Origin of the sequence: Frankia sp. Hr75.2 (genome assembly GCF_949319125.1) — a bacterium.
In the GTDB taxonomy this organism is placed as follows: domain Bacteria; phylum Actinomycetota; class Actinomycetes; order Frankiales; family Frankiaceae; genus Parafrankia; species Parafrankia soli.
Genome location: NZ_CASGGV010000110.1, coordinates 1 through 24,173 on the forward strand (window position 1 = coordinate 1; position 24,173 = coordinate 24,173).

Below are 24,173 nucleotides of genomic sequence, written 5' to 3' on the forward strand. Positions count from 1 at the left end.
GACCGGCCCCGCAAGACCCTCGGCTGGAAGACCCCCACCGAAGCGATGAACAACCAGCTACTCTCACTTCAACAACCCGGTGTTGCGAGGACCGGTTGAATTCGGTTCGACTCCTGCCATCGGACCGGTTGACCCCACTGCCGGGCCAACTAAACGGGCCTGGAGCCAATTCGATTGCCGGACAGGCAGGATCCCCGCGGCGGGGTGTGCGGGGTCTTGGAATACCTTCTGGTCGCGCTGGACGAGCGGCCGGCCGGTTCATCGAACGCGATCTCCGTCCGCTTCGACCTGATGGAGCCGTGCGAAGACCGACATGAGACGGAGCAGTCGGTCCGTCAGCTCCTCGGGATCGAGGGGGTCCTCGCCGTCGATCAACCAGTCGTTGATGACCGCGCCCGTCCCACCCGTGAAAAACGCCGCCAGGTCCGCAACCATGTCCTCGCCCAGCTCGCCGAACAGCGTCCGCACGGCCGGTCTTTGGAATGGGTTGAACAAGCTGTTCAGCGCACTGGTCATGGCGAACGCGCACGATCCGGTCAACATCGCACGGTAGAACGACCGGTGCCGCGCGAAATGTCGTGCCGCCGCCACCGCCCGCGTCCGGCCGGCCTCGGTGTGGTCCTCGAGCTGCGGAAAAAGTTCCTGTCTGACCAAATCGACCGCAGCTTCTACAAGAAGCGACTCGCGATCACCGAACTGCAGGTAGACCAGCTGCCGGCTGACGTTCGCGGCCTCGGCAAGCTCGGTGGCCGAGACGGCCGTCGTGCCGCGCTCGGTCACCAGGCGCACCGCTGCCGCGAACAGGGCTGAACGTGAGCGCAGCACCCTCCGGTCTCGGGGGCGGGGTTCCCGCGAGGGCTCGGACAGCACGTCGCGATGGTATACAGTTGTCAAAAATTGGACAAGTGTTAACCACTGACGCCCGCGGGAGTGTCCGACGATGCGGAGGGCAGCGCCCCTCCTCCCGGCCGTCGACCGGAAGGTGTCAAGTCAACTGAGCCAGTTGGCTGTTGCTTGGCTGGTCGGGCTGCCACTGTGGGGCGGTGGGGAACCGACCGTCGCGGAATCGGGTGCTTGGCGACCGGCTGTGGGATGACGAGGGGCGGGAGTGGCGCCATGCCACCGGTCAGTGGGCCGATGTCGACGAGGTGGAGCGGTGCCTTGCCGATGCGCGGGTTGTCCTGCTCCACGGTTTCGGGCGCCCCTTGCAGTGGCTCACTCGGGACGACGCGGTGCGTCGTTGGGAGCAGATGCGGCACCATTTCGAGACTCCGGGTCAGTACGGCGCGCGGGGCGACGACCAGGACCTCACCTACGCGGCCGTGGTGTGGCGCCGTGGCGATGAGCAGCTTCTGGGCTTCGAGTCGTTCTGCTGAGGGTCAACGCGTGGGAGGGTGCGGCAGCCAGGCTGGCAGCCAAGTCGGCGGACGACGACGGACGAGCGTGGACGTCCACGGAATCCGGACCGTGTGTGACCTGCACAAGTGGACGTCGGCGGACGTCCACGAACAAGCATCCGATGATCTCTTAAGCCGCGGGTTCGGGGTTCAAGTCCCTGGCGGCGCACCCGTAAGCCCTGGTCAGGGCGCCTTTCACAAGATCAATTATCTCGATTCTTTCGAGATCGTCCCGCACTTTGCGAACAGCCGTGAGCGTATTTTTCGTACCCCATCACGGTTGTCCCTTGCGCGGGGTCAGTGCTGGGCCGGCGGGCCAGATCCGAGGAAGGCTGCGAGGGAAGCGCCGCCGGAAGAGCTGCTCGAGTCAGTCGCCCAGCCAGGATTCTACGGTGACAGCAAGCCCGGGGATCTCGACGGTGACCGCGGTCCACAACAGGTCCGTGTCCACCGAGAAGTAGCCGTGTACGAGATGGTTGCGCATGCCGGCGATCGCAGCCCAGGGCACCTCGGGGTGGTGTGTGCGGAAGGAGTCCGACAGCCGCGCTGCGGCTTCCCCGATTATTCCTACCCATCTGATCAGAGCAGCGGACAGAACAACGTCCTTGTCGAGTTCCTCGCGTGAGGCGGGGAGGTGCGCGCTGATCAGTTCCGCATGTTCGACGATATCGCGGAGGCGCTCATCGTCGGACCTCACAGTGCGACGGCCTCGGCCAGGACCCGCGGACGGAGCCGGGGTCGTAGCCCAGCGACTGTCGTGACGTCGACGTGGACATTGAGCGTCGCCTCGGTGTCGCTGATGAAGCCACCCAGATCGAACAGACCTCGTCCTGGAGCGAGATCGACAAGGAGGTCGACGTCGCTCGCGTCGTCTGCTTCGGCGCGGGCGACGGAGCCGAAGACACGGATGTTGCTCACACCGTAGCGTCGCGCGATCGCGTAGACGTCCGCGCGACGACGACGCAGTTCGCTCATCGTCACCCTCCGGTGACGATCTACGTCTGGCGTCACGGCAACCTCCTCGAGGCGGGCGACAGCTGACTGGAACGGGCTGCGAGGTCGCCTTTGCCGCTGGACAGGGTGCCGACGAACTCCGGCAACGGCCACTCGTCGCTTCCGTCCACGGTTGGGGTGCGCTCTCGGAGGAGAGCCAGGACCGGTGCCACCTGGGACTCGGGCAGCCGGTCGATCAGCCGGTGCAACTCGTCTCGCAAGGCGCCCACAGAGCACAGGATACGGCCGTGGGCGGCAGTCGACCCACTAGATCCACTGGTGGAACTCTTTGTGGACTTGGCGGATGGACGCGGACGCCGCAGGAGATCTCGAACGACCCCGCAGCCAAGGAGCCTGGCATCAGGTCTCGGCTCACGTCGGCCGGGCACCGGTGTACCCACCGCTGTACCCGAGCAGACGGACGTCAGTGGACACCGGCGGGCACGGACCGGCGCTGAAGCCCAGGTTGTACCGACCAGGTAGACGTCGGTGGACGTCCGTGGACGAAGCGCCCGCTTCTCTTAATCCGCGGGTTCGGGGTTCAAGTCGCGGCGCACCCGTAGCTACCAGCGGTTTCATCTATTTGGATGGAGCCGCTGTTTTCATTGTGGCAGCCACGGGTGCGCAACGCATCAATCCCCTTCTACTTCCTCGTTCCGGTCATTGTTGCTGTCGGTGGCCGGCGCCGCGGTGCCCCACAGAGGGCCACGCCCATTCGGTCGGCCGCGTCGCAGGTAGGGGCCGCGCGACCGCCTGCGCGTGGCGCTGGTGCGCCATGCCCGCCAGCGAGTTGGTCGGCTACTTCACACCCGGCTCGGTCCGCTGGGCCAGATCCTGGGCGACGTGGACGAGCCGAGCCGACCCGCACGCAGGTCGTCGACACCGTACGCACCGCGTTCGGCGGGTACGTGCACGGCGCCGAGGTCCGCTTCACCGCGGCCTGCTGGCTGTTCAGCGCCCGAGCGTCGGTCGGGTCGGAGACGCCGACCACGCCAGTCGAGCTCGGCTGGCAGCGGGACGACGGCCTCGCGGAATACGGTCTCGCCGGAAATGAGGTGCGCTCTCGGCCCGGGAACTGGCAGTCTCGCGGTCATGGATGTGCCGGCCGGATTCGAGATCGACGACGACCCCGAGCGGATCGACCGCGACGCGGTGTGGGCCGCCCTGTCGACCGAGGTCTACTGGGACCTGTGGCGCGAGCGCTCGCATGTCGAGGCGCAGCTGGACAGTGCCTGGCGGGTCGTCGGTGCTTACGAGGTGGCCACCGGTCGGCAGGTCGGCTTCGCCAGGGCGATCTCCGACGGCGTCTCGTTCGCCTACCTCGCCGACGTGGTGGTGACCGGTAGCGCCCGTGGCCACGGGCTAGGGAAGGCCCTGGTCACGACCATGATCGAGGACGGTCCCGGGGTCGAGTTCGAATGGCTGCTGCACACCAAGGACGCCCACACGCTGTACGAGCGGTTCGGCTTCCGGATTCCCGAGCGCACCGTCATGGAGCGGGGGAGCCCCCGCGAGCCGGACTTCGAGGCGGCGCCGCCTCCCGATTCCGTGCGGCGATAAGTGGGGCCGTTCAAGACCCGTTCAACCAGATCGGGCCGCTCCGTCGTGGTACACGCACCGTGACGATCAGACCTGCGCTGACCGCGCTGCGGTTGCGGCACCTGGCGCCCCGCGGTGTGGAGTGCCGTCGGGCCCACCGAACTGTGCCCCGTGATCAGGCAGACTTGAGGGATGGCCGACGATGATCCGCACTGCTGGCTCGAGGACGTCGCCGGGGAGGCCGCCCTCGCCTGGGTGAGGGAACACAACGCCGAGACGTTCGCAGAGCTCACCCAGTCCGCCGAGTTCGCCGGGCTGCGCGCGGAGATCCGCGAGGTGCTCGACTCGGATGACCAGATTCCCTACCCGGTCACCAGGGGCGAGTACCTCTACAACTTCTGGCGCGACGCGGGTCATCCGCGTGGCCTGTGGCGACGCACCTCGCTGGCGTCGTATCGCGATGCCGCCCCGGACTGGGAGGTCGTGCTCGACGTCGACGCGCTCGCCGCCCGCGAGGGCGAGAACTGGGTGTGGCACGGCGCACGGGTGCTGCGACCCGAATACCGGCTGGCTCTGGTCGAGCTGTCCCGTGGCGGCGCGGACGCCTCCGTCATCCGTGAGTTCGACCTGGTCACCAAGTCCTTCGTGGAGGATGGCTTCTTCCTGCCCGAAGCCAAAAGCTCGGTCGGTTGGATCGATGAGGACCGGATCTATGTCGGTACCGATTTCGGCGAAGGATCGTTGACCACTTCCGGCTACCCCCGCGTGATCCGGGAATGGCGGCGCGGCACTCCGCTCGACGATGCCGTCACAGTCTTCGAGGGCGAGGTGGATGACGTCTCGGTCGACGCCTACCACGACCCGACCGAGGGTTTCGTGCGCGACTTCGTCGACCGAAGCATCGACTTCTACCGCACCGAGACGTTCCTGCGTATCCCGACGGGGCTGGTCCGCATCGACGTCCCGGACGACGCGCACACCTCGGTTCACCGGGAGTGGCTGCTCATCACCACCCGGTCGGAGTGGGTTGTCGACGAGAAGGTCTATCCGGCGGGCGCCCTGCTCGCCGCCAACTTCGAAGCATTTCTCGCCGGACGACGAGAGCTCGAGCTCCTCTTCGAGCCGGACAAGAACACCTCGCTCGCGTACCACGCGTGGACTCGCAATCATCTCATCGTCGCCACTTTGCGGGACGTGAGAAGCCAGTTCACCGTGCTCACGCCGACAGCCTCGGGCTGGACGAGGGCGCCGCTGGCCGACCTTCCGGACACCGGCTCCGCCTACATCAGCGACACCAACCCCGACGTCGACGACGAGTACTACCTCGGTGCCAGCGGCTACACCCAGCCAGCGACCTTGTACCGCGGCGAGATCGGCGTGGAACCCGAGATCCTCAAGCAGGCCCCGGCGTTCTTCCCGACCGATGGCCGCACCGTCAGCCAGTATTTCGCCGTGTCCGACGACGGTACCCGCGTCCCCTATTTCGTCGTCGGTACCGGAAAACCCGGGCCGACGCTGCTCTACGGGTACGGCGGCTTCGAGGTCTCGCTCACCCCCAGCTACAGCGGTACTGTCGGCCGGGCCTGGCTGGCGCGCGGCGGCACCTATGTCGTCGCCAACATCCGCGGTGGCGGCGAATACGGCCCGGACTGGCATCAGTCAGCCATCCGCGAGAACCGGCTGCGTGCCTACGAGGATTTCGCCGCCGTGGCCGGCGACCTCGTCGGCCGGGGGATCACGACGCCGGCCCAGCTCGGCATCGAGGGCGGTTCCAACGGCGGGCTGCTCATGGGCGTCATGCTCACCCGCTACCCGGAGCTGTTCGGAGCCGTCGTCTGCTCGGTGCCGCTGCTTGACATGCGCCGCTACCACCAGCTGCTGGCCGGAGCCTCGTGGATGGCCGAGTACGGCGACCCCGACGATCCAGCCGACTGGGCGTTCATCAAGGAATACTCGCCGTACCAGAATGTCCGGCCCGGCCGTCGCTACCCGCCGACGTTCATCACCACGTCAACCCGCGACGACCGCGTCCACCCCGGGCACGCCCGCAAGATGGTCGCGCGGCTGCGCGAACTCGGCTACGACGTCCGCTACTACGAGAACATCGAAGGCGGTCACAGCGGCGCCGCCGACAACGAGCAGCTTGCCCACAAATCAGCCCTGATCTACGAGTTCCTCTGGCGCACCCTCGGCACCGGCCCCGCGGCCGGCGAATAGCGCCGGCGGCCCTGCGGAGAGGGGCGCCGGCGCTCACCCACGGACCGGTGTCGACGGGGGCCTTCCGCCGCTTCTCCGCACCCGGCAAGATCCTCACGGTGCTCGGGGACAGCGGTTGGTCGGCCTCGGGCCTGTTCAGCGGCGAGGTCGATGCCGTCCTCGCCGACCCGACCGGATGGGTCGAGCACAGCGGCGTCACCTGGACGTCCGTGGGGTCAAGGACCTGACAGCCAGCGCCAGACCCGAGTATCTGTTTGCCAAATCAGCAAACAAATTTGGTGGCTGGCCACGTCCTGGGCAAGAGTGGCCCAATGATCGACGACCTCGCGACAGGCTCACCCGCGTCCGACACCCGCTCTGCTCTCGACGGATACGTCGGAGACCCGGCAGTGCAGGCGGAGTGGGACAAGCGGTACTCCGAACGAGAGCAGCTGTGGAGCGGCCAGCCCAATGGCGCGCTCGTGGCCGAGGTCGCCGCGCTCACGCCCGGGCGGGTGCTCGACGTCGGCTGCGGCGAGGGCGCGGACGCAGTCTGGCTCGCGCGCGGCGGCTGGGACGTGACCGCGCTCGAGGTCTCCGGCCTGGCACTGGAGCGGGCGGGCGGGCACGCGCGGGACGCCGGCGTCGCCGTCCGATGGGTCCACGCCGAACTGACCGAGGCCGCTCTCCCGCCGGCGTCCTTCGACCTGGTCTCCGCGCAGTACCCGGCCCTGCTACGCACCCCTGACGCCGTGGCCGAACGAGCACTGCTCGCCGCCGTCGCCCCCGGCGGCCTGCTCCTGCTCGTGCACCACGCGGGAATGGACACCCATCCGGTGCACGACAGCGGATTCGACCCGGCCGACTACGTCTGGCCCGCGATGGTCGCCGCACTGCTCGACGACGACTGGGAGGTGGAGCTCAACGAGCAGCGGCCACGCGTCGCACCCGACAGCGGAGCCGGCGCACACCACGTCGACGACCTGGTACTACGCGCACGCCGGCTACGCTGAGCCCCCCACGTTCATCGGCCGTTCCCGTTTATCAGCCGCGAGCTCCAGCACTATCTCCCCGTCTCCGGAAGCGATCAAATCCACCGGGAGAAATTCGACCGAACGTTTCAAATATTCAGCCGGAAACGCCCGGAGTTAATTTTTATGCCGTTGGTACCGCAGCGACAGTGATCTTTGTGCGGCTACTGCCACTCTGGCCGCTGCTTGGGCGGGTGCTGGACCCAGCAGGAACGAACGGACGAGGCCAATTCCGCTCTGATCGGTTTTCTCCGCGACCTACGGCGATCCGGACCCTTTTCGTGTCTTCGCCGTGAGGAGTATGTTCCGCCGTTTCGGACCCCGGAGATGCGAGGACACTCGCGCGCCGCGATGCTGAGGTGCACGGCCCGGTCGGCGGTCAGCCGGATGGGCGAGAATACCGTGGTCGGAGGGGAGTTATGCCCGGGAGCCCACGCGCGCCCGGTGACCGGCGCACATCTCGACCATCCGGCGGATCCATCGGCTCCGTCGCGGACCGGCTGCGGCGACGGTTCGGACATCTGGCGGAAAAGGCCCGGCTGATCCGGGCACGGCTCCGGAACGCCGCGGTGGAGGATCTGACATCCAGATTGCGGCAGGGCGATCTGATCAACAGTTCGATGAGTCTCGCCGCGCTCATTCTGATGATGTTCTTCCCCTTTATTATCGCGTTGGCGGCGTTGTCGCCGCTGCGCCCCGGAGGCGCGGCAGAAATAATCATCAGGCGGATGGGCCTGAACCAGGATGCCGCGGAGGCCGTCGAACGGCTGTTCACGCCGCAGGACGGAACGGTCCACAGCGGCTGGACGGTGGTGGGCGCGCTCTGGCTGATTCTCGGCGGCCTCACCCTGGCCGCGACCGTGCAGTCCGTGTATGTCCAGGTTTTCAGGGTCCAGCCGCTCGGGCTTCGGGGCATCCCGGCCCAGGTCGTCTGGCTCTGCGAGCTCATCGTCTTTCTCGCCGGCGCCACCGGTGCCGGGGCGCTGCTCACCAGCACCACTACCGGCCAGATCTGCTACGGCCTGCTCAGTACCACGGGTATGTTGTTCCTTCTCTGGATCGGCATCAGGGTCCTCACCCTCGGACGGCTCGGGTGGCGCGAGGCATGGCCGGCCGCCGCGTTCACGACGGTCGGGCTGACCGGTCTTGGCGTGGTGAGCAGGTTTACTTTCTCCGCGTCCATCGTCACGAACGAGCGGAGCTACGGGAGCATCGGCGTCGTTTTCACGATCCTTTCCTGGCTGATCGGTTTTGGCGTTGTTCTCACCGGAGGGGCGATCGTCGGAATGTGGTACAACGAGACGCGCAAAGCAGCCGCTCGCGCCAAGGTGGGAATGCGGGCCAAAAAGGGAACCGGCGATGCGGCCGGATGCGGAGATCCTGACACCACCAGGCGTCGGCCCGAGCGCGAACGATGACACCCCGGGCAGCGGGGATTCAGGGCCCCGGGGCCGGGCCGGAGGCCGCTTCGGCCGGCCTGGTCGTTCTTCCCACGCTGGCGGCGGCGCAGTTCCTCATGACCCTGGACAGCTCGGTCATGAACGTGTCGATCGCCACCGTGGCCGCGGACATCGGTACCACGGTGACCGGAATTCAGACCGCCATCACCTTCTACACCCTGGTGATGGCCGCGTTCATGATTACCGGCGGCAGGCTGGGGCAGCTCTTCGGGCATCGGCGTGTGTTCACCATCGGCTGCGTCGTCTACGGCTGTGGGTCGCTGACGACGTCCGTCGCCGGGAATCTCGCCGTGCTCATGTTCGGCTGGTCGTTCCTCGAAGGAGTCGGCGCCGCGCTGATCATGCCCGCGGTCGTCGCTCTGGTCGCGTCGAACTTCGCCTCGGCGCAGCGACCGCGTGCCTACGGGCTGGTCGCCGCCGCCGGCGCGATCGCGGTCGCGGCGGGTCCGCTCGTCGGCGGCCTGTTCACCACCTACCTGTCCTGGCGCTGGGTCTTCGCGGGCGAGGTCCTCGTGGTAGGCGTCATCCTGTGGCTGACCCGGGGGATGGCGGACACGCCTCCGACCGCGCAGGGACGTCTCGACATCGTGGGCACCGTGCTGTCCGCGGCCGGCCTGGCGCTGATCGTGTACGGCGTCCTCCGCGCGGGGAGCTGGGGCCTGGTCCGGCCGGCGCCCGGCGCGCCCGTCTGGTTGGGGCTCTCACCCGTGATCTGGCTGGCCCTCGCGGGCGGAACCATCCTGTTGCTCTTCGTCCGGTGGCAGGATCACCGGCTGGCCCGCGGCGCCGCCGCGCTGCTCGATCCGGTGCTGCTGCGGAACCGGACGTTCCGGGCCGGGCTCACGTCGTTCTTCTTCCAGTATCTGCTCCAGGCGGGGCTCTTCTTCGTGGTACCGCTGTATCTGTCGGTGGCGCTCGGGCTCTCGGCGGTCGCGACCGGCGTGCGTCTGCTGCCGTTGTCCATCGCCCTTCTGGTGGCTGCCGTCGGCATTCCCAAAGCCCTCCCGCACGTCTCACCGCGACGCATCGTCCGTGGTGGTTTCCTCTCCCTGTTCGCCGGGACAACGATCCTGATCGCCGCGCTTGACGCCGGCGCCGGACCGGAGATCGTGACCTGGCCGATGCTGCTCGCCGGCCTCGGGGTGGGCGCGCTCGCGTCCCAGCTCGGCAGCGTCACCGTGTCCGCGGTCGCCGACGAGCACACCGGCGAGGTCGGTGGGGTGCAGAACACGGTGACAAACCTGGGCGCGTCGATCGGTACCGCGGCAGCTGGGGCGGTTCTCATCTCCGCGCTGACCTCGTCGTTCCTCACCGGCGTACGGCACGACCCCGCCGTACCGGCGGAGCTGAGCACGCAGGCCGAGGTGCGCCTGGCCGAGGGCGTCCCCTTCCTGTCCGACCGGGACCTGAAGATCCGGCTTGACGAGGCCGGCGTCCCGCCGGACACCGCCAAGGCGATCACTGCCACCAACGCGGACGCCCGCCTCGACGGTCTGCGTGCGGCTCTGTCGCTGCTCGCCGCCATCGCCCTGGCCGCGATGTTCCTCACCCGCCAGATCCCGGACCGGCAATCCGCTCCGGCGCCGGCTTCCGGCCGGGTCACCTGACCGCTCAGAGCCGACGGCCAGATGTACATCACGGTCACCGAAAGCAGGATTCGGCTGTGGGACACCACCGGCCCTCGTCTGCTGGTTACGGGCCGCCGTGCGGCTGACCGGCGGGCCCGCCGACGCCGGCGCGGCACGACTCCCAGCGGCCCGGCGCAATGATTGGATGCGCGGCATGGTGGCGGCCCACCCGCGACGAGGCGGACGTGGGTGAGGATTGCCGGTAAATCCCACGAACACCCGGCCCCGTTCCCGGCACACGGGATTCTCGTCAAGGAGAGCGATGAGCCGCAGCGGCAACCAGCTCAATGTCGACCATGACGACCTGGAGGACATTCGAATCGCGGTCGTTCTCAATGGCGGGATAAGCCTCGCGGTGTGGATGAGCGGGGTGGTCAACGAGATCAACAGCCTTACCCGGCGCCGTCCGAGTGATCCGGCCCCGGGTAAGGCGGATCTGCGCTTTTCGGAAGCGGCGACGGTCTACGGCGGACTTCTTGATCTCGTCCACGGGAGGGCGCGGGCAGATGTGATCGCGGGGACGTCGGCCGGTGGCATCAACGGGGCGTTGCTGGCGTATGCCCAGGCCTACGGGGCCGATCTGCGCCCGCTCGGCGAGTTGTGGGCCGAGCTGGGCTCGTTCGACGCGCTGCTGCGCGACCCGCGTGAGCCGCACCCGGCGTCCCTGCTGCGCGGCGATGACTATTTCCTGCCCCAGCTGGTCAGTGCCTTCGAACGCATCGTGCCCGCGGGCGAACGATCCCAGCGGTATGTGCCGGCGAGCGAGCGGCCGATCGACCTGATCATCAACACGACGCTGATGCGCGGCCAGCCGAAACAGCGCGTCGACGACTTCGGGACGGAGATCATCGAATCGGCCCATACCGGAGCGCTGCGATTCACCCGCGCCGCGGACGCGTCACCCGTACTTGACCCCTTCTGGGACGCGAGGATTACCCACCGGCTGGCGCTGGCGAGCCGGAGCACCGCGTCGTTTCCGGTCGCCTTCGAACCGAGTTTCATTCCGGTGGGGGAAGCGGGGAGGGATTCCTACCATCCGGACATGGGCGCCGGCGCGGGCCTGCCGGCGGTGGCGCAGTTCGACCGGAGCCGGTACGTCATGGACGGCGGAGTGCTGCTGAACCAGCCGGTGAAACCGGCGCTCGCCGCGATCTACGCCCAGCCGGCGGAGCAACAGGTACGGCGGCTCCTGGTGCATGTGAACCCCGACCCGAGCAGTCCCGCCCCGGCCGAGGTCGCCGGTCTCGGCGACGTCTACAGCCTCGGCAGCGATACCGACGACCGGCCGCCGACGCCGGCCGCGGTGCTGCGGACGCTGGCCACGTTGCCCTACGCGCAGTCGGTCGACGCCGAGCTCACCGAGATCCAGGCGACGAACGGCCGGGTCCGCCGTTACCGCCCTGACCGCGCGAGGATCGTCCACCACCTCAACGAGAAGCTCGCCGAGAAGCTGATGGACGGCTACCGGAGCACGCGCTCGTACCAGGAGGCCGATCGCATCGGTGCGCTGCTGGCGGCGGCCGCCCCGCGGCCCCGGATCTGGTGGAGCCGTCCCGAGCTCGCAGCGGTGCTACGGGACGTCGGCACGCGCGCCGGCGGCGTCTCCTACATACCGCCGGACGACCATCTGCCAGCCGCTGACGCCGACCCCGCGCTCTGGGCCTGGGGGGTCGAGCCGGTTGAGCGCATCGGCGCCCTCGCGGTCGACGTCTTCAAGCGCGCCATGTGGCTCGCCGATCCGACCGACCCCGCCGAGGTGACTACCCGCCGGCGGCTGCGCGGGCACCGCCGGCGCCTCCACGAAGCGCTGGCCGAGCTTCGTGAATGCCGCCGCGACGACGAGGTGTTCTGGCGGAGCTGGGCCACCCGGCCGCCGGCTCCCCCGGCGCGGGGCTCGGACGCGACGGAGCGTCAGGAGTGCCTTCGCTCCTGGGTTCAGGCCGCGCTGTCACGCTGGCCGCTGCCGCCGGGGGCCAAGGAGGCCCCGGCCGCCTCCCTGCCTGACCGGCTGGGCGCCGTCGCGGAGCGGATCGCGCGCGTCCTGGCCGAGGCGGGCGGCGACCTGCGGCATGTCGCCGCGCGCGCCCGGCCGGGCGGTCCGCCGGCCGGCCCGCCCGGCGTTCGGCACGCGGCCGGTCCTCCCGACGCGGCTGGCGACTCCGATGCGGCGGACGAGGCCGAGTTGCTGCACAACCTGGTCGAGGCGTTGTTTCCCGACGGCGCGCAGCCGTCCCCGGCGTCGTTGCTGCGCAGGCTGCTGGCGGTAGAGGTGTGCCAGATCGCGATCTCCGGCGCGCCGCCCGAGGTGGAGCAGGAGGTGCTGCTCCAGCAGATCAGCGGGTTCACCCCCAACTCGTTCGGCGGGCCCACCATCCCGGCCAAGATCGCCGGAACGGAACTGTTCTGGTTCGGCGGGTTCGCCAGCAGATCCTGGCGGGTCAACGACTGGATCTGGGGCCGGCTGGACGGCGCCACGCGCATGGTCCAGGCCGTCCTCGACCCGGGCCGGCTGCGCCAGCTCGGCCTGTCGGCCAAGGACACTCACGACCAGCTGCGCCGGCTCGCCGTCGGGGGCAGCTATCAGACCCGGTTGGGCGAGCACTTCGACGCGCAGAGCGAGGCGATCCTCGCGGAGCTGTCCTTCCTCGACGATCCGGAGGCAGGAGCAGAGCCCCTCGTGGCCACTGCGCTCGCGGTCGCCCGGCGGCTGCACGCCGACATCCTCACCGAGGAGCTGCCCCGCCTCGCCGTCGCGATCGAGGAGGATCGGAAGGAAGGCGGCCTTCCCACCGCGGGGGCACGTTTCCTGCGGGTGTGGACGGCCACGCCCGACCCCAGCCTGGACGAGCTCTTCGCCATGTTCGCCGACGCCGAGATCGCCACGGAGTCATTCGCCGAGGCGGTCTCGGCGGGGCTCCTCTGGAGATCGGCTGCCGTCGCCACACGGTTTGCCGCGGGCCTGTTCGCCCCGGTCCCGCCGGCCTACACCCCGATGCTGCAGACACTGGAACTGGCCTTCGACGTCGTCCGGAAGGAGGCCGGTGGCGTGCTGATGCTGCCCGCCGCGGTGATGAGATGGGCCGGCCGGCAGACCACCGCGAGGATCCGGGAAAGTATCGGCGGATGACCCGGGAATGAGGGGACCGCCCATGTGGGCGTACCCGACATGGCCAGCGCATCAGGGACGAGACGGCGACGGGACGCCGCCGCCACCGCCAGCCGCGTCCGTGGCACGCTGAACCGATGAGATCTCCGCTTCGCCAATGGGTGCGGCGGCGGGCGAAGGCGCCTCGCCCCGTGTTGCCGGTTCCGCCGACGGTTCCCTGGCGCGGCCCCGTGGTCTTCCACTGCCCGGGGTGTCGGCACGCGGCGTCAGACGCTCCCGGATGCCCGTCGTGCGGACCTGGTGTCACGGTGCAGGACGGCCACCACCGTGGCCGGCGTCCGCGGACACGCTGACGCCCCGGGGCCGTGAGATGCACGGCGGTCCCGGGGCGCCACCGCGGGGGCTACTTCTCGATCCACAGCTCCTCGGGCAGCAGGGAGCCGGCGCCGTACTGCCTGAGGCCGTTGACGTTCTTGGCCGCGATCGCGCCGGGGGCCGATCGCATGAGGAAGATGACCGGCGTCATCGCTGTCAGTCGCGCCTGGACCTTGTCGTAGGCCGCCTTACGATCGGCCACCGAGGTCGCGGTCCGGCCGGCCAGCAGGGCCGCATCCAGTTCCGGGTCCGCGAGACCGGACATGTTGGCCGGTGAGTTCCCGGTGAAGTTCGCCAGCAGCCGCGGCTCGGGGTCCTGGAAGGCCGCCGACGAGATGACCATGTCGAAGTCGTGGGTCGAGCGCAGCGCGGCGCCCTTCGCGAAATCGATGATCGCGACCTCGGCCTTGACGTTCTTGAAGCTGCTGAGCTGGGCCTGGACGTTCTCCGCGATCGCCTTGTTCTCACTGGTCGGATAGCTGGAGAAGGTGAACGACACCGGCTTTCCCTCGGCCGCCAGCTCGTCGAAGAGCTGCTGTGCCTTCGCCCGGTCGGTGGACCTCAGCTGCGTCTTCGAGTAGAAGGGTGAGGCATCGGTGAACAGCGTCTCCGCGACACTGCCCTTCCCGTTGTAGGCGGCCAGGTTCAGCGCGTCGATGTCCAGCGCCGCGGACACGGCCTGCCGCGCCCGAATGTCGTCGAACGGGGCTCGGCGCGTGTTGAGCGCCAGGAAGTTGCCACCGCTGAGCGGCAGCAGGTCGGACGGGAGGCCAGCGGCCTCGGCTTTCCCGAGGTTGATCCAGTTTGTTTCGATGGAAACATCAGCGCCGCCGCTGGTCAGAGTGTTGTAACGCTGGTTGGATTCGAGCACCGTGCGCAGCGTGATCCCGTCGAGATAGGGCTTGGGCGCGTCCCAGTAGCGTGGGTTCTTCGTGAGCTTGATCTCGGCCTGACGGGTCCAGCTCTGCAGGGTGAAGGGTCCCGCGCCGATCGGCTTCTCGTCGAAGGACTGCTTGCCCTTCTGCAGGGCTGCCGGCGAGGCCACCCAGTTCAGAACCGTGCCGACAACCGCCTGCGCGAACGCCGCGATGGGCGTGGTCATCGTGACCTTCATCGTGCGGTCGTCGATCACTTCGGTCGAGGCGACCATTGCCGCTTCCGGCAGGCTCGACGACGCGGTGGCCGGGTCCTTGATGCGGTCCCAGTTGAACTTCACAGCCGCGGCGTTGAGGGGCGTACCGTCGGAGAAGACCAGGTCAGGGCGCAGCTTCAGCTCGAAGGTGGCGCCGCCGTCGGTCGTGGTGAAGGACTCGGCCATCGAGTAGCCGACCTTGCTGGTCTCGTCCGTGGTCAGCAACGTGCCGTACAGGGCGTTGCCCAGCACCGCCGTGATCGGTGCCTGGTTGGCCAGCGATGCCGGGTCCAGGCTGGTCGGGTCACTCGTCATGATGATTCGCGCGATGCCACCCGAAACGGGTTTGCTGGAGGCATCGCTGGCCGGGCTGGCCGTGGTGGAATCACCGCCCCCGCAGGCTCCCAGGACAAGGGTAGCGACGCAGACCACGGCCGCGCCGAGTAATCGCTTCTTACGCGCCATCAGTGACCTCTCGTTATGTACGTGGCGGAATCAGAGAATCGATCGGTCAACGCCCTTCAGGGCGCGCCGGGACGACGGATCAGCCGACCGGAGAGGGTCCGGACGGCCGCGGAGAAGGCGGTGCTTCGCGGGCGGACGACCCGCCATCGCGACGCATTCCGTCAAGTTCCGTCGAGCCGGAAAGTCAGGCTCTCCGTGCGCACGGAGAGCCATCGACCGGTCTGTACGGGTTATTTAGCGGGGCTTACTTCCGTGAACCGGGTGGGCCGTGGCTCATGCCGGGCCTCGGCCATGGTGACTTTGGAACACCGCCGAGGGTGAGGTACTCGCCGGTAACCGCATCCGCATATCGGGAACCAACTCGCCCCGTCGCGGCGCCCCCGGCTATACCAGAATCCACCTCGTCCTCCCCAGGGCGCCGGCTAAGTGTCGGTAGGATGCCACCAATATCTGTGTTTCGGCAATACCCGGCGACGACAGAAACGGGTCGGCCTGACCACGGCACCCTCCGGGCCACCTGGGCCGGAGCCCCCGCGGCGACAGGCGGCAGGGGGCGCGAGCCGATCCTGTACGGCCGACCCGGACGCCACCCGACGGCGGTTGCACAGTACACGGACCTCCGAACAGTTGGACATACCAGAACCAACGCGACACAACATGCGACCTCGAGATCGCCACAGTGTTCTCGTAGCTACCCTGGGCGCTCGACGGCTGATCGCGACACCCGCTAGCGTGCGAGGTCCGGGGAGGGGTAGAGCGGCGCCGGCTGTCGTCGGCGCTCCGGCCACGGAGGTAGTTCCGATGTCCCCCGCCCCAGGTTTCGTCTCGCCGGCTCGGCGTGCCCTGCTCGGCGTGGCGGCGGCGGCCGTCGTCGTCCTCGCCACCGGCTGCCAACCGGCGGTCGGCGGTGGTCCGCCGGAGCCCGACCCGGTCAGCACCGCGACCGCGGCGTCTGCGCCCGGTCCGTCGTCCACGCCCACCTCGGTGCCCACGGCCAGCTCAGCGCCCTCGGTCACCCCAGTGCCCTCGATCGGCCCCGCTCCTTCTGCCGGGCCGACGATCGGCGGCACCGCCGGGCCGGGTACCGGTGCCTCGACCGCGCCCACCGGTCCGTCGGCGCCGCCCGGCCAGCCTTCGGTGACAGGCGCGCCGGCAGGGCCGACAACCGTGCCGGTCACACCCGGCCGGATCCAGCCGGGTGTGGTCCGCACCGGTCCGGCGACGCACTACGGCGCGGACGGCGGCGGCAACTGCATGTTCGACCGGCTGACCGACCCGGCCATGCCGGTAGTGGCGATGAACGAGCTCGACTACGAGACGGCCCGCGCCTGCGGCGCGTACATCGAGGTCACCGGACCCGGTGGCACCACGGTCGTGAAGGTCACCGACCGGTGCCCGGAGTGCGGTCCTGGTCATCTCGACCTGAGCCAGCAGGCCTTCGCCCGGATCGCCGGCGGCGTGCCCGGGCTGGTCGACGTCACCTGGCGGCTGGTGAGCCCGGCTGACATCGGATCCGTCCAGTTCCGGGTCAAGGAGGGGTCGTCGGCCTACTGGCTGGCCATTCAGGTCCGTAACCACCGCAATCCGGTCGTCTCGCTCGAGGTTCGGGTGAACGGCGCCTGGACGGCGCTGCCGCGGGAGATGTGGAACTACTTCGTGGCACCGCAGGGTCTCGGCCCGGGGCCGTTCACCGTGCGGATCACCGACGTTTACGGCGAGCAGCTTGTCGAGACCGTGAACCTGGCACCCGCCTCGGTGCAGACGACGGGCACCCAGTTCGCCCGGCGCTGACCAACCGCCGCCGGAACCGTGGCGCGGCGGGCGGGGGGCCGCCGCGCCACGGCAGGCCGGCGGACGGACAGGCGAACAGCTCGGCGGGCAGGCGGGCGTCGGTCGGCTGGTGGCCGGCGCATGGTCCGTCGCTGGCCCGCGGGGGCCGGAAGCGCCGGATGTGGCCCGCCGTTGTGACCATCTGTCAGCACGATTGCTAGTGGTTACAGCTCACCATCGGCCGACATCAATAAGCAGATACGGCTAGTACACCGCCGGGGACCATTACCCAGCGTGCACCGAAAACTGCACTGAGGATTTGACGGGTACGAATCGTAGACACCCGGAAATTTCTGGATATATGCCGACGGCTACTGGCAAAAACGGGCCGGGCAGGGGACGTCCGCCGGATCACCTCCGTGACACCGCGTGATCGGTAGGACAATTTCGAGGGACCAGGGAGGACAATCACCAGGGACCAGATTCGATTGGTTCCGTGGAGTGCTTGCCATCGGGACGATCGATACGAAAGGCTTCCACTGCGCGCCGCACCGCGGCGGAAACTGCATCGCGGGCTGAAAACGGTCCCGGGCGCGCCGGGTTTCACACCTGGGGATGATCACCGAAGTATTCATCGTACGCGCAGCTTCACAACAAAGACCGATCGCGCCTCCGGGCGCGCCGCCACAAGCCTTCGCGTTCTTTCGATGTTCCGCCTGCACTTCGTCATGTAGTTCTGCCTGCAATTCTGTCCGTGGCGCCGGTCCGCGCCGGGATCCGGCCTCGACCGAGCGCCGGGATCTCAGTAAAGGACGCCGACCGCGCACGTCGCGGTTCCCGGGGGGATTCACCGTGCTGAGGAGCTCCCCCGCGCGCGCCGGTGTCGGAGTCCCGCCCTCGTCCCCTGAATGACCAGAGTCCCCTGAATGACCAGAGATAGGTGGCTAGTATGACCACGCCCGCGCAGGCCAGCTCCGACGTCCAGGACGGTGCCGCCGGCCAGCCGCTGTCGAGCCTTGGTACGGCCGCGGCGCGCAACCTCGCGACGACGACGAAGTCCGTCCCCCAGATGCAGGGGATCTCGTCCCGTTGGCTGCTGCGTGTCCTCCCCTGGGTGCAGGCCGCCGGCGGCGTGTACCGGGTCAACCGGCGGCTGAGCTACGTCGTCGGGGACGGCCTCATCACCGTCGTCAACACCGGTTCGGACGTGCGGGTCGTCCCGGCGGAGCTCCGTGAGCTGCCGGTGCTGCGCGGCTTCGAGGGTGACGTGCTCGACGCGCTCGCCGAGCGGTTCACCCAGCGCGAGTTCGCCGCCGGCGACACGCTGGTGACCGCCGGTGACGCCGCCGACGAGCTGTTCGTCATCGCCCACGGCAAGGTGGACAAGGTCGCGCCGGGGCACTACGACGACCCGCGATCGCTCGGGATTCTCGCCGACGGCGCGTACTTCGGCGACGACGTGCTCGTCGAGGACTCCGTCACCTGGGAGTTCTCGGTGCGCGCAGTGACCAGCACGACGGCCCTGGTGCTGCCGCGCCAGCGGTTCGCCGAGCTTCTCGACCAGTCGCCGGAGCTGCGCCAGCACGTGGACGACTACCTTGCCCGCCCGCGCCCGCCGCACAACCGGGCCGGCGAGGCGGAGATCGCGATCTCGTCCGGGCACTCCGGCGAGCCCGCCCTGCCCGGGACGTTCGTCGACTACGAGCTGGCGCCGCGGGAGTACGAGCTCAGCGTCGCCCAGACGGTGCTGCGGGTCCACACCCGGGTCGCCGACCTCTACAACGAGCCGATGAACCAGATCGAGCAGCAGTTGCGGCTCACCGTCGAGGCGCTGCGCGAGCGGCAGGAGAACGAGCTGGTCAACAACCGGGACTTCGGCCTGCTGAACAACGCCGACTTCCGCCAGCGCATCCACACCCGTGACGGGGCCCCCACCCCGGACGACCTGGACGAGCTGCTGAGCCGCCGGCGCAGCACGCACGTCCTGCTCGCCCACCCGCGGGCGATCGCCGCGTTCGGGCGGGAGTGCACCCGCCGCGGGATCTACCCGGCCACCGCGCTGTTCCACGACCAGCACGTGCCGGCCTGGCGCGGGGTTCCGCTGCTGCCCGTGAACAAGATCCCGGTCAGTGCCGCCGGGACGACGTCGATCATCGCCATGCGGACCGGCGAGGAGAACCAGGGCGTGATCGGCCTGCACCACGTCGGGCTGCCCGACGAGCTGGAGCCCGGCCTGTCCGTGCGGTTCATGGGCATCAGCGAGCAGGCCATCATCTCCTACCTGGTGACCACCTACTTCTCCGCGGCCGTCCTCGTGCCGGATGCGCTCGGTGTCCTCGAGAACGTCGAGATCGGGCATTAGAAAGCGGCGTCACTCCCTCGGGACACCGGAAATCTCTGGCAGAGGAAGGTTCTGACCGGCGCATGCAGCCTTTCACGCTCCCGGAGTTCTACCTGCCCTATCCACCCCGGCTGAATCCGAACCTGGAGCACGCCCGCGTGCACAGCCGGGCGTGGGCCGGGGAGATGGAGATGATCGACGTACCGCAGGACGGTGTGGCGATCTGGAGCGGGCAGGACTTCGACTCCCACGACTACGCGCTGCTGTGCGCGTACACCCATCCGGACGCGGACGAGGCGCGGCTGGATCTCATCACGGACTGGTACGTCTGGGTTTTCTACTTCGACGACCACTTCCTCGAGGTCTACAAGCGCGGCCGGGACGTCGCCGGGGCCCGCCGGTATCTCGACCGGCTGCGCCTGTTCATGCCGGTCGAGGGCGCAGTCACCGCGGAGCCGGCCAACCCGGTCGAGCGTGGCCTCGCCGACCTGTGGTCCCGCACTGTCCCGGACCGCACGCCGGCCTGGCGGCGGCGGTTCGCGACGAGCACCCGTCATCTGCTGGACGAGTCCCTGTGGGAGCTGGCCAACATCGACGAGAACCGGCTGGCCAACCCGGTCGAGTACATCGAGATGCGGCGCAAGGTCGGCGGCGCGCCCTGGTCGGCGAACCTGGTCGAGCACGCCGCGGACGCCGAGGTGCCCGACGCGATCGCCGCGACCCGGCCGGCGCAGGTGCTGCGGGACACCTTCTCCGACGCCGTCCACCTGCGTAACGACCTGTTCTCCTACCAGCGGGAGGTGCAGGAGGAGGGCGAGCTCAGCAACGGCGTCCTGGTGCTCGAGCGGTTCCTCGGGTGTCCGACCCAGCAGGCGGCCGACGCCGTGAACGACCTGCTGACCTCGCGGCTGCACCAGTTCGAGCACACCGCGGTGACCGAGCTGCCGCCGGTGCTCGACGAGCACGGCGTCACCCCGACCGCCCGGCGGGACGTCCTGGCGTACGTCAAGGGGCTGCAGGACTGGCAGGCCGGCGGCCATGAATGGCACATGCGGTCCAGCCGCTACATGAACGCGGAGTCCGGGGCGACCGGGCCCGTTCCCGGCAACCTTCCCGGGGATGCCACCGGGCTCGGCACGTCGGCGGTGCGTATCGCGGCGTCGCTGCTGGCCACCGCGCCCGCCCGGATGCGCGCTTTCACCCACGTCCCGCACCAGGTCGTGGGGCCGGTGAAGCTCCCTGCCTTCTACATGCCGTTCACGACCGGTGAGAGCCGGCATCTGGCGGCAGCCCGTCACAACATCGTCGAATGGTCGGCGGCGGTCGGGCTTCTCGACCCGGTACCCGGCATCTGGGACGAGCACAAGCTCCGGGCGGCCGACTTCGCGCTGTGCTCCGCGGCCATCCATCCGGACGCGACAGCCGCGGAGCTGGACCTGACGACGGGATGGCTCACCTGGGGGACCTACGCCGACGACCTCTACCCGGTCCTGTACGGACGGACCCGCGACCTGGCCGGCGCGCGGGCCTGCACCGAGCGGCTGAAGGAGCTCATGCCGGTGGAGCCCGGCCCGCTGCCCGTCCCGGTCGGCGGGCTGGAGCGCGGCCTCGCCGACCTGTGGCCGCGCACCACCCGGGACATGACGCCCGACTCCCGGCGCACGTTCCGCCGGACGGTCTGCATCATGCTCGACAGCTGGCTGTGGGAGCTGGCGAACCAGGCGCAGAACCGGATCCCCGACCCGGTCGACTACATCGAGATGCGGCGCCGGACCTTCGGTTCCGAACTGACGATGAGCCTCTCCCGGCTCGGGCACGGGCGGGTCGTCCCGGCCGAGATCTACCGCGCACGGCCGGTCAGGGCGCTCGAGAACTCGGCCGCCGACTACTCCTGCCTGCTCAACGACATCTTCTCGTACCAGAAGGAGATCCAGTTCGAGGGCGAGATCCACAACGGTGTCCTCGTGGTCCAGAACTTCCTCGGCTGCGGCGCCGAACGCGCGATCGGCGTGGTCAACGATCTGATGACCGCGCGGCTGCGCGAGTTCGAGCACGTCGTCGACGTCGAGCTGCCCGCCCTCTTCGACACCTACGAGCTGACGGAGGAGGCACGGGACGTCCTGCGGGGGTACGTGGGCGAGCTGAAGAGCTGGCTGGCCGGGGTGCTCCGCTGGCACCAGGGGACGCGGCGTTACGACGAGGCGGAGCTGCGCCACCACCCGGCGGCCGGGGTGCGGCCCTTCGGGGGGCCGGTCGGTCTCGGCACGTCGGCGGCCGACATCCGACGGACGATATCGAGAAAATCGGGGCAACCGACCGCCTTGACCGGCTCCTGAAGGCGGACGTCACACCGCCGGCCGCTGGACCGGCGGCCGGCGGTGCACGGGGGACGGGCTGTCGAGCTGGCCGGCAGGATGGGCCGGCAGGATGGGCTGGCCGGCGGCGTGGGTCAGGCCGACGGGGCCGGGACGGCCCGCAGGCGGTCGGCCATGATCAGCGGGGTGACGCCCGTGACGCCGCCGTCGACGGGGAGGACCACCCCGGTGATCCAGCGGGCGGCGTCGCTGGCCAGGAAGGCGGCGGCGTGGGCGACGTCCCAGCCGGTGCCCTCCGTCCCGAGCATCGTGGACTCGGCGGCGAGCCGCTGCCGGTACTCGGTCTCGGGGGTCTCCCCGAGGACGGAGTACATCAGCGGGGTGGTGATGTGGCCCGGGGCGACCGCGTTGACCCGGATGCCCTGGCGGCCGTGCGAGTACGCCATGTCGACGGTGAGCCCGTGCATCCCGCCCTTGGCCGCCGAGTAGCCGGCGTTGCCGGTTCCGCGGAACCCCGCGATCGACCCGATGTTCACGATCGACCCCCCGCCCTGCGCCGCCATCACCGGGACGGCGTGCTTCGAGACGAGGAAGGCCGTGCGGAGGCTGAGGGCCAGCGACCTGTCCCAGTCCGCCTCGGACGTGTCGGCGACCGTCCCGGCGATCGCCACGCCGATGTTGTTGACGAGGATGTCCACCGAGCCGAAGCGGTCGGCCGCCGCGCGCACCGCCCCTTCGGCGTCGGTGGAGCTGGTCATGTCACCGGCGAAGACAGCCGCGGTGCCGCCGTCCTTCTCGATGACCTCGAGGGTCTCGGCGGCCCGCTCGGGGTGGATGTCGACAAGCAGGACGCTCGCGCCGGCCTGGGCCAGGACGATCGCCGTCGCCTTCCCGGTCCCGACACCGGGCCCGGGAGTGGACCCGGCGCCCGTGACGATCGCGGCCTTGCCGTCGAGGCGGCCCGGGAATGTCATGGCGCGTTTCTCCTATGTCCACGACGGGTGTGACGCCGTCGATCGTCCTGGCTGGTCGGACTACGAGGCGGTGGTGAGCTCCTTGCCCGTCCCGAACTCGTAGAACTTGCCCGTCCAGTCCACCTTGCCGTCCTTCACGTGCACCGTGGTGTACGCCGGGTTGTAGATGGCGGCGTAGGGCAGCGAGCTGGGCTTCGAGAAATCGATGGCCGGGGTCAGGCCGCCGGTTTCCACATCGGACATCTTCTGGATCCCGGCGAGGACCGACGCTCTGTCCACCGTCGGCAGCGTAGCCGCCAACTGAGCGAAGATCTTGATGCCGAGCCAGCTGTTCATGCTCAGCTCGTCGATCTTGCCATCGGGCTCGTACGCCTTCATGTCCTCGTTGAACTGCTTCCCATACGGAGTGGAAGTGTCCCAGGCCGGCGGGAGAACGAGACCGACCGTGAGCGGGCCACCGGCGCCCATCTCCTCGATCTGGCTCTTCTCGAACGCGCTGCCGGCGAAGGCGACCGTCCCCTCATAGCCCGTCGACCGCAGTGCCTTGACAGCAACGCTGGTCTGCGCCGCGAAGGTCAACCACACTACCGCGTCGGGGTCGCCCTGCGTGACCTGCTGGGCCGGCGCGCTGAGGTCAGCCGTGGAGGGCGCGAGCTGGACATTGTTCACGACCTCGATACCGGCCTCGGTGAAGACGTCACCGACGGTCTTGCGGATGACGTCCGCGGTCGGGATGTCGAGGGTGACGAGCCCGATACGCTTGGCACCGCTGGAGACCACATCCCGCGCCAAGCCGTGGAACCCGACGACGACAGCGCCGTTGACATTGAACGCGAGCGGGTTGGTGAGGTCGAATTTCGACACCGGGTACTGGCCGATGAGCGGCATCTTGGCCGCCTCGATCTGCGCCTTCGATGCGTCGTGGTAGTTGTCCGACGCGCCCGCGATCGCGACGATGCTGTCATCGCCGAGAATCTCACGGAAGCAGTTGGCCGAGTCGGTCCCGTTCTGGTGGTTGTCACAGAGCTTCAATTCAAGCGGCCGACCGTCGATCCCACCGGCCTCGTTGACTCCCCGTACCGCCGCCCTGGCCCCCGCCGCGTACTCGGGGTTGCTGCTCACCCCACCGCTCATACCCGCGATCGAGGCGATTCTGATCGGCTCACCGGTCAGGCCACTCGCTAAATCAGCGGACCCGCCGTCATCACTACCCCCACTGCCGCACGCGGCAAGTGCCATCGCGAGCGACAGCATCACCGCTAGAATTCTTGCAATTTTTTTCAGCATTACCAGCCCCCAGCTTTCAATTGATAAACCAGAACGACAGCAGGACGGGATGAACAGTCTGACGACCAGCGATCAGATATCAGCGCGTGATCGGGCCACCTCACGGGCCGGGCGTTCCCAGGAGCCCCGACGCCGGACGCGCAGCGCTGTTTTCAGGAGAGGTC

General features: G+C 68.9%; 18 protein-coding genes. 11 read left to right on the forward strand and 7 right to left on the reverse strand.

What is annotated here, in order from left to right; translation table 11 throughout:
* Positions 1-258 precede the first annotated feature (258 nt).
* Positions 259-870 carry a TetR/AcrR family transcriptional regulator gene (locus AC559T_RS09420; RefSeq protein ID WP_306769299.1) on the reverse strand — a complete coding sequence of 204 codons (612 nt, stop codon included), beginning with the start codon at positions 868-870 and terminating at the stop codon, positions 259-261.
* Positions 871-1,070: 200 nt separating this feature from the next.
* Between AC559T_RS09420 and AC559T_RS09425 the strand changes: the two genes are divergently transcribed.
* On the forward strand, positions 1,071-1,376 hold the full coding sequence (locus AC559T_RS09425; RefSeq protein WP_112105945.1) for a hypothetical protein: 306 nt from the start codon (positions 1,071-1,073) through the stop codon (positions 1,374-1,376).
* A 388-nt stretch (positions 1,377-1,764) separates the two neighbouring features.
* Here the strand turns inward: AC559T_RS09425 and AC559T_RS09430 are convergent, their stop codons facing one another.
* From AC559T_RS09430 to AC559T_RS09440, 3 genes are read right to left on the reverse strand one after another with little or no spacing between them, the layout of a single operon-like run.
* Positions 1,765-2,094: a HepT-like ribonuclease domain-containing protein gene (locus tag AC559T_RS09430; protein WP_112105946.1), complete on the reverse strand. Its 330-nt coding sequence runs from the start codon at positions 2,092-2,094 to the stop codon at positions 1,765-1,767.
* Entirely contained in the window at positions 2,091-2,372 is a 282-nt protein-coding gene (locus AC559T_RS09435; RefSeq protein ID WP_112105947.1) for a nucleotidyltransferase family protein, read from the reverse strand. The genes AC559T_RS09430 and AC559T_RS09435 overlap by 4 nt, the downstream gene beginning before the upstream one ends.
* A 32-nt stretch (positions 2,373-2,404) precedes the next feature.
* A complete protein-coding gene (locus AC559T_RS09440) occupies positions 2,405-2,620 on the reverse strand; it encodes a hypothetical protein (protein ID WP_498868486.1) in 216 nt (71 codons plus the stop codon).
* 862 nt (positions 2,621-3,482) lie between these two features.
* Between AC559T_RS09440 and AC559T_RS09445 the strand changes: the two genes are divergently transcribed.
* The 7 genes from AC559T_RS09445 to AC559T_RS09475 all read left to right on the forward strand — a co-directional run bounded on the left by AC559T_RS09445 (position 3,483) and on the right by AC559T_RS09475 (position 13,371).
* On the forward strand, positions 3,483-3,950 hold the full coding sequence (locus AC559T_RS09445) for a GNAT family N-acetyltransferase (RefSeq protein WP_112105948.1): 468 nt from the start codon (positions 3,483-3,485) through the stop codon (positions 3,948-3,950).
* A 171-nt stretch (positions 3,951-4,121) separates the two neighbouring features.
* Positions 4,122-6,146, forward strand: coding sequence for a prolyl oligopeptidase family serine peptidase (locus AC559T_RS09450; RefSeq protein WP_498868487.1), 2,025 nt, complete (start codon positions 4,122-4,124; stop codon positions 6,144-6,146).
* 47 nt (positions 6,147-6,193) lie between these two features.
* Positions 6,194-6,373: a hypothetical protein gene (locus tag AC559T_RS09455; RefSeq protein WP_071061112.1), complete on the forward strand. Its 180-nt coding sequence runs from the start codon at positions 6,194-6,196 to the stop codon at positions 6,371-6,373.
* An 84-nt stretch (positions 6,374-6,457) separates the two neighbouring features.
* Complete coding sequence (locus AC559T_RS09460) at positions 6,458-7,138, forward strand: class I SAM-dependent methyltransferase (RefSeq protein ID WP_131627764.1); 681 nt, start codon at positions 6,458-6,460, stop codon at positions 7,136-7,138.
* 587 nt (positions 7,139-7,725) lie between these two features.
* Positions 7,726-8,574, forward strand: coding sequence for a YhjD/YihY/BrkB family envelope integrity protein (locus AC559T_RS09465; protein ID WP_243657752.1), 849 nt, complete (start codon positions 7,726-7,728; stop codon positions 8,572-8,574).
* Positions 8,571-10,223, forward strand: coding sequence for an MFS transporter (locus AC559T_RS09470; RefSeq protein WP_498868488.1), 1,653 nt, complete (start codon positions 8,571-8,573; stop codon positions 10,221-10,223). The genes AC559T_RS09465 and AC559T_RS09470 overlap by 4 nt, the downstream gene beginning before the upstream one ends.
* Before the next feature lie 283 nt (positions 10,224-10,506).
* Positions 10,507-13,371, forward strand: coding sequence for a patatin-like protein (locus AC559T_RS09475; RefSeq protein ID WP_498868489.1), 2,865 nt, complete (start codon positions 10,507-10,509; stop codon positions 13,369-13,371).
* 382 nt (positions 13,372-13,753) lie between these two features.
* Here AC559T_RS09475 and AC559T_RS09480 read toward each other — a convergent pair whose 3' ends face one another.
* Positions 13,754-15,322, reverse strand: a complete 1,569-nt coding sequence (locus AC559T_RS09480; protein WP_498868490.1) for an ABC transporter substrate-binding protein — start codon at positions 15,320-15,322, stop codon at positions 13,754-13,756.
* An 801-nt stretch (positions 15,323-16,123) separates the two neighbouring features.
* On the opposite strand from AC559T_RS09480, the gene AC559T_RS09485 reads away from it, so the two are divergent.
* From AC559T_RS09485 to AC559T_RS09495, 3 genes are all read left to right on the forward strand, one after another.
* Entirely contained in the window at positions 16,124-17,113 is a 990-nt protein-coding gene (locus AC559T_RS09485; RefSeq protein WP_498868491.1) for an expansin EXLX1 family cellulose-binding protein, read from the forward strand.
* Between the two features lie 928 nt (positions 17,114-18,041).
* On the forward strand, positions 18,042-19,454 hold the full coding sequence (locus AC559T_RS09490; protein ID WP_498868492.1) for a family 2B encapsulin nanocompartment shell protein: 1,413 nt from the start codon (positions 18,042-18,044) through the stop codon (positions 19,452-19,454).
* A gap of 62 nt (positions 19,455-19,516) precedes the next feature.
* A complete protein-coding gene (locus tag AC559T_RS09495; protein WP_112105958.1) occupies positions 19,517-21,769 on the forward strand; it encodes a family 2 encapsulin nanocompartment cargo protein terpene cyclase in 2,253 nt (750 codons plus the stop codon).
* Positions 21,770-21,882: 113 nt separating this feature from the next.
* Here the strand turns inward: AC559T_RS09495 and AC559T_RS09500 are convergent, their stop codons facing one another.
* Complete coding sequence (locus tag AC559T_RS09500) at positions 21,883-22,722, reverse strand: SDR family NAD(P)-dependent oxidoreductase (protein WP_368951859.1); 840 nt, start codon at positions 22,720-22,722, stop codon at positions 21,883-21,885.
* 60 nt (positions 22,723-22,782) lie between these two features.
* On the reverse strand, positions 22,783-24,009 hold the full coding sequence (locus tag AC559T_RS09505) for an ABC transporter substrate-binding protein (protein WP_498868493.1): 1,227 nt from the start codon (positions 24,007-24,009) through the stop codon (positions 22,783-22,785).
* Positions 24,010-24,173 lie beyond the last annotated feature (164 nt).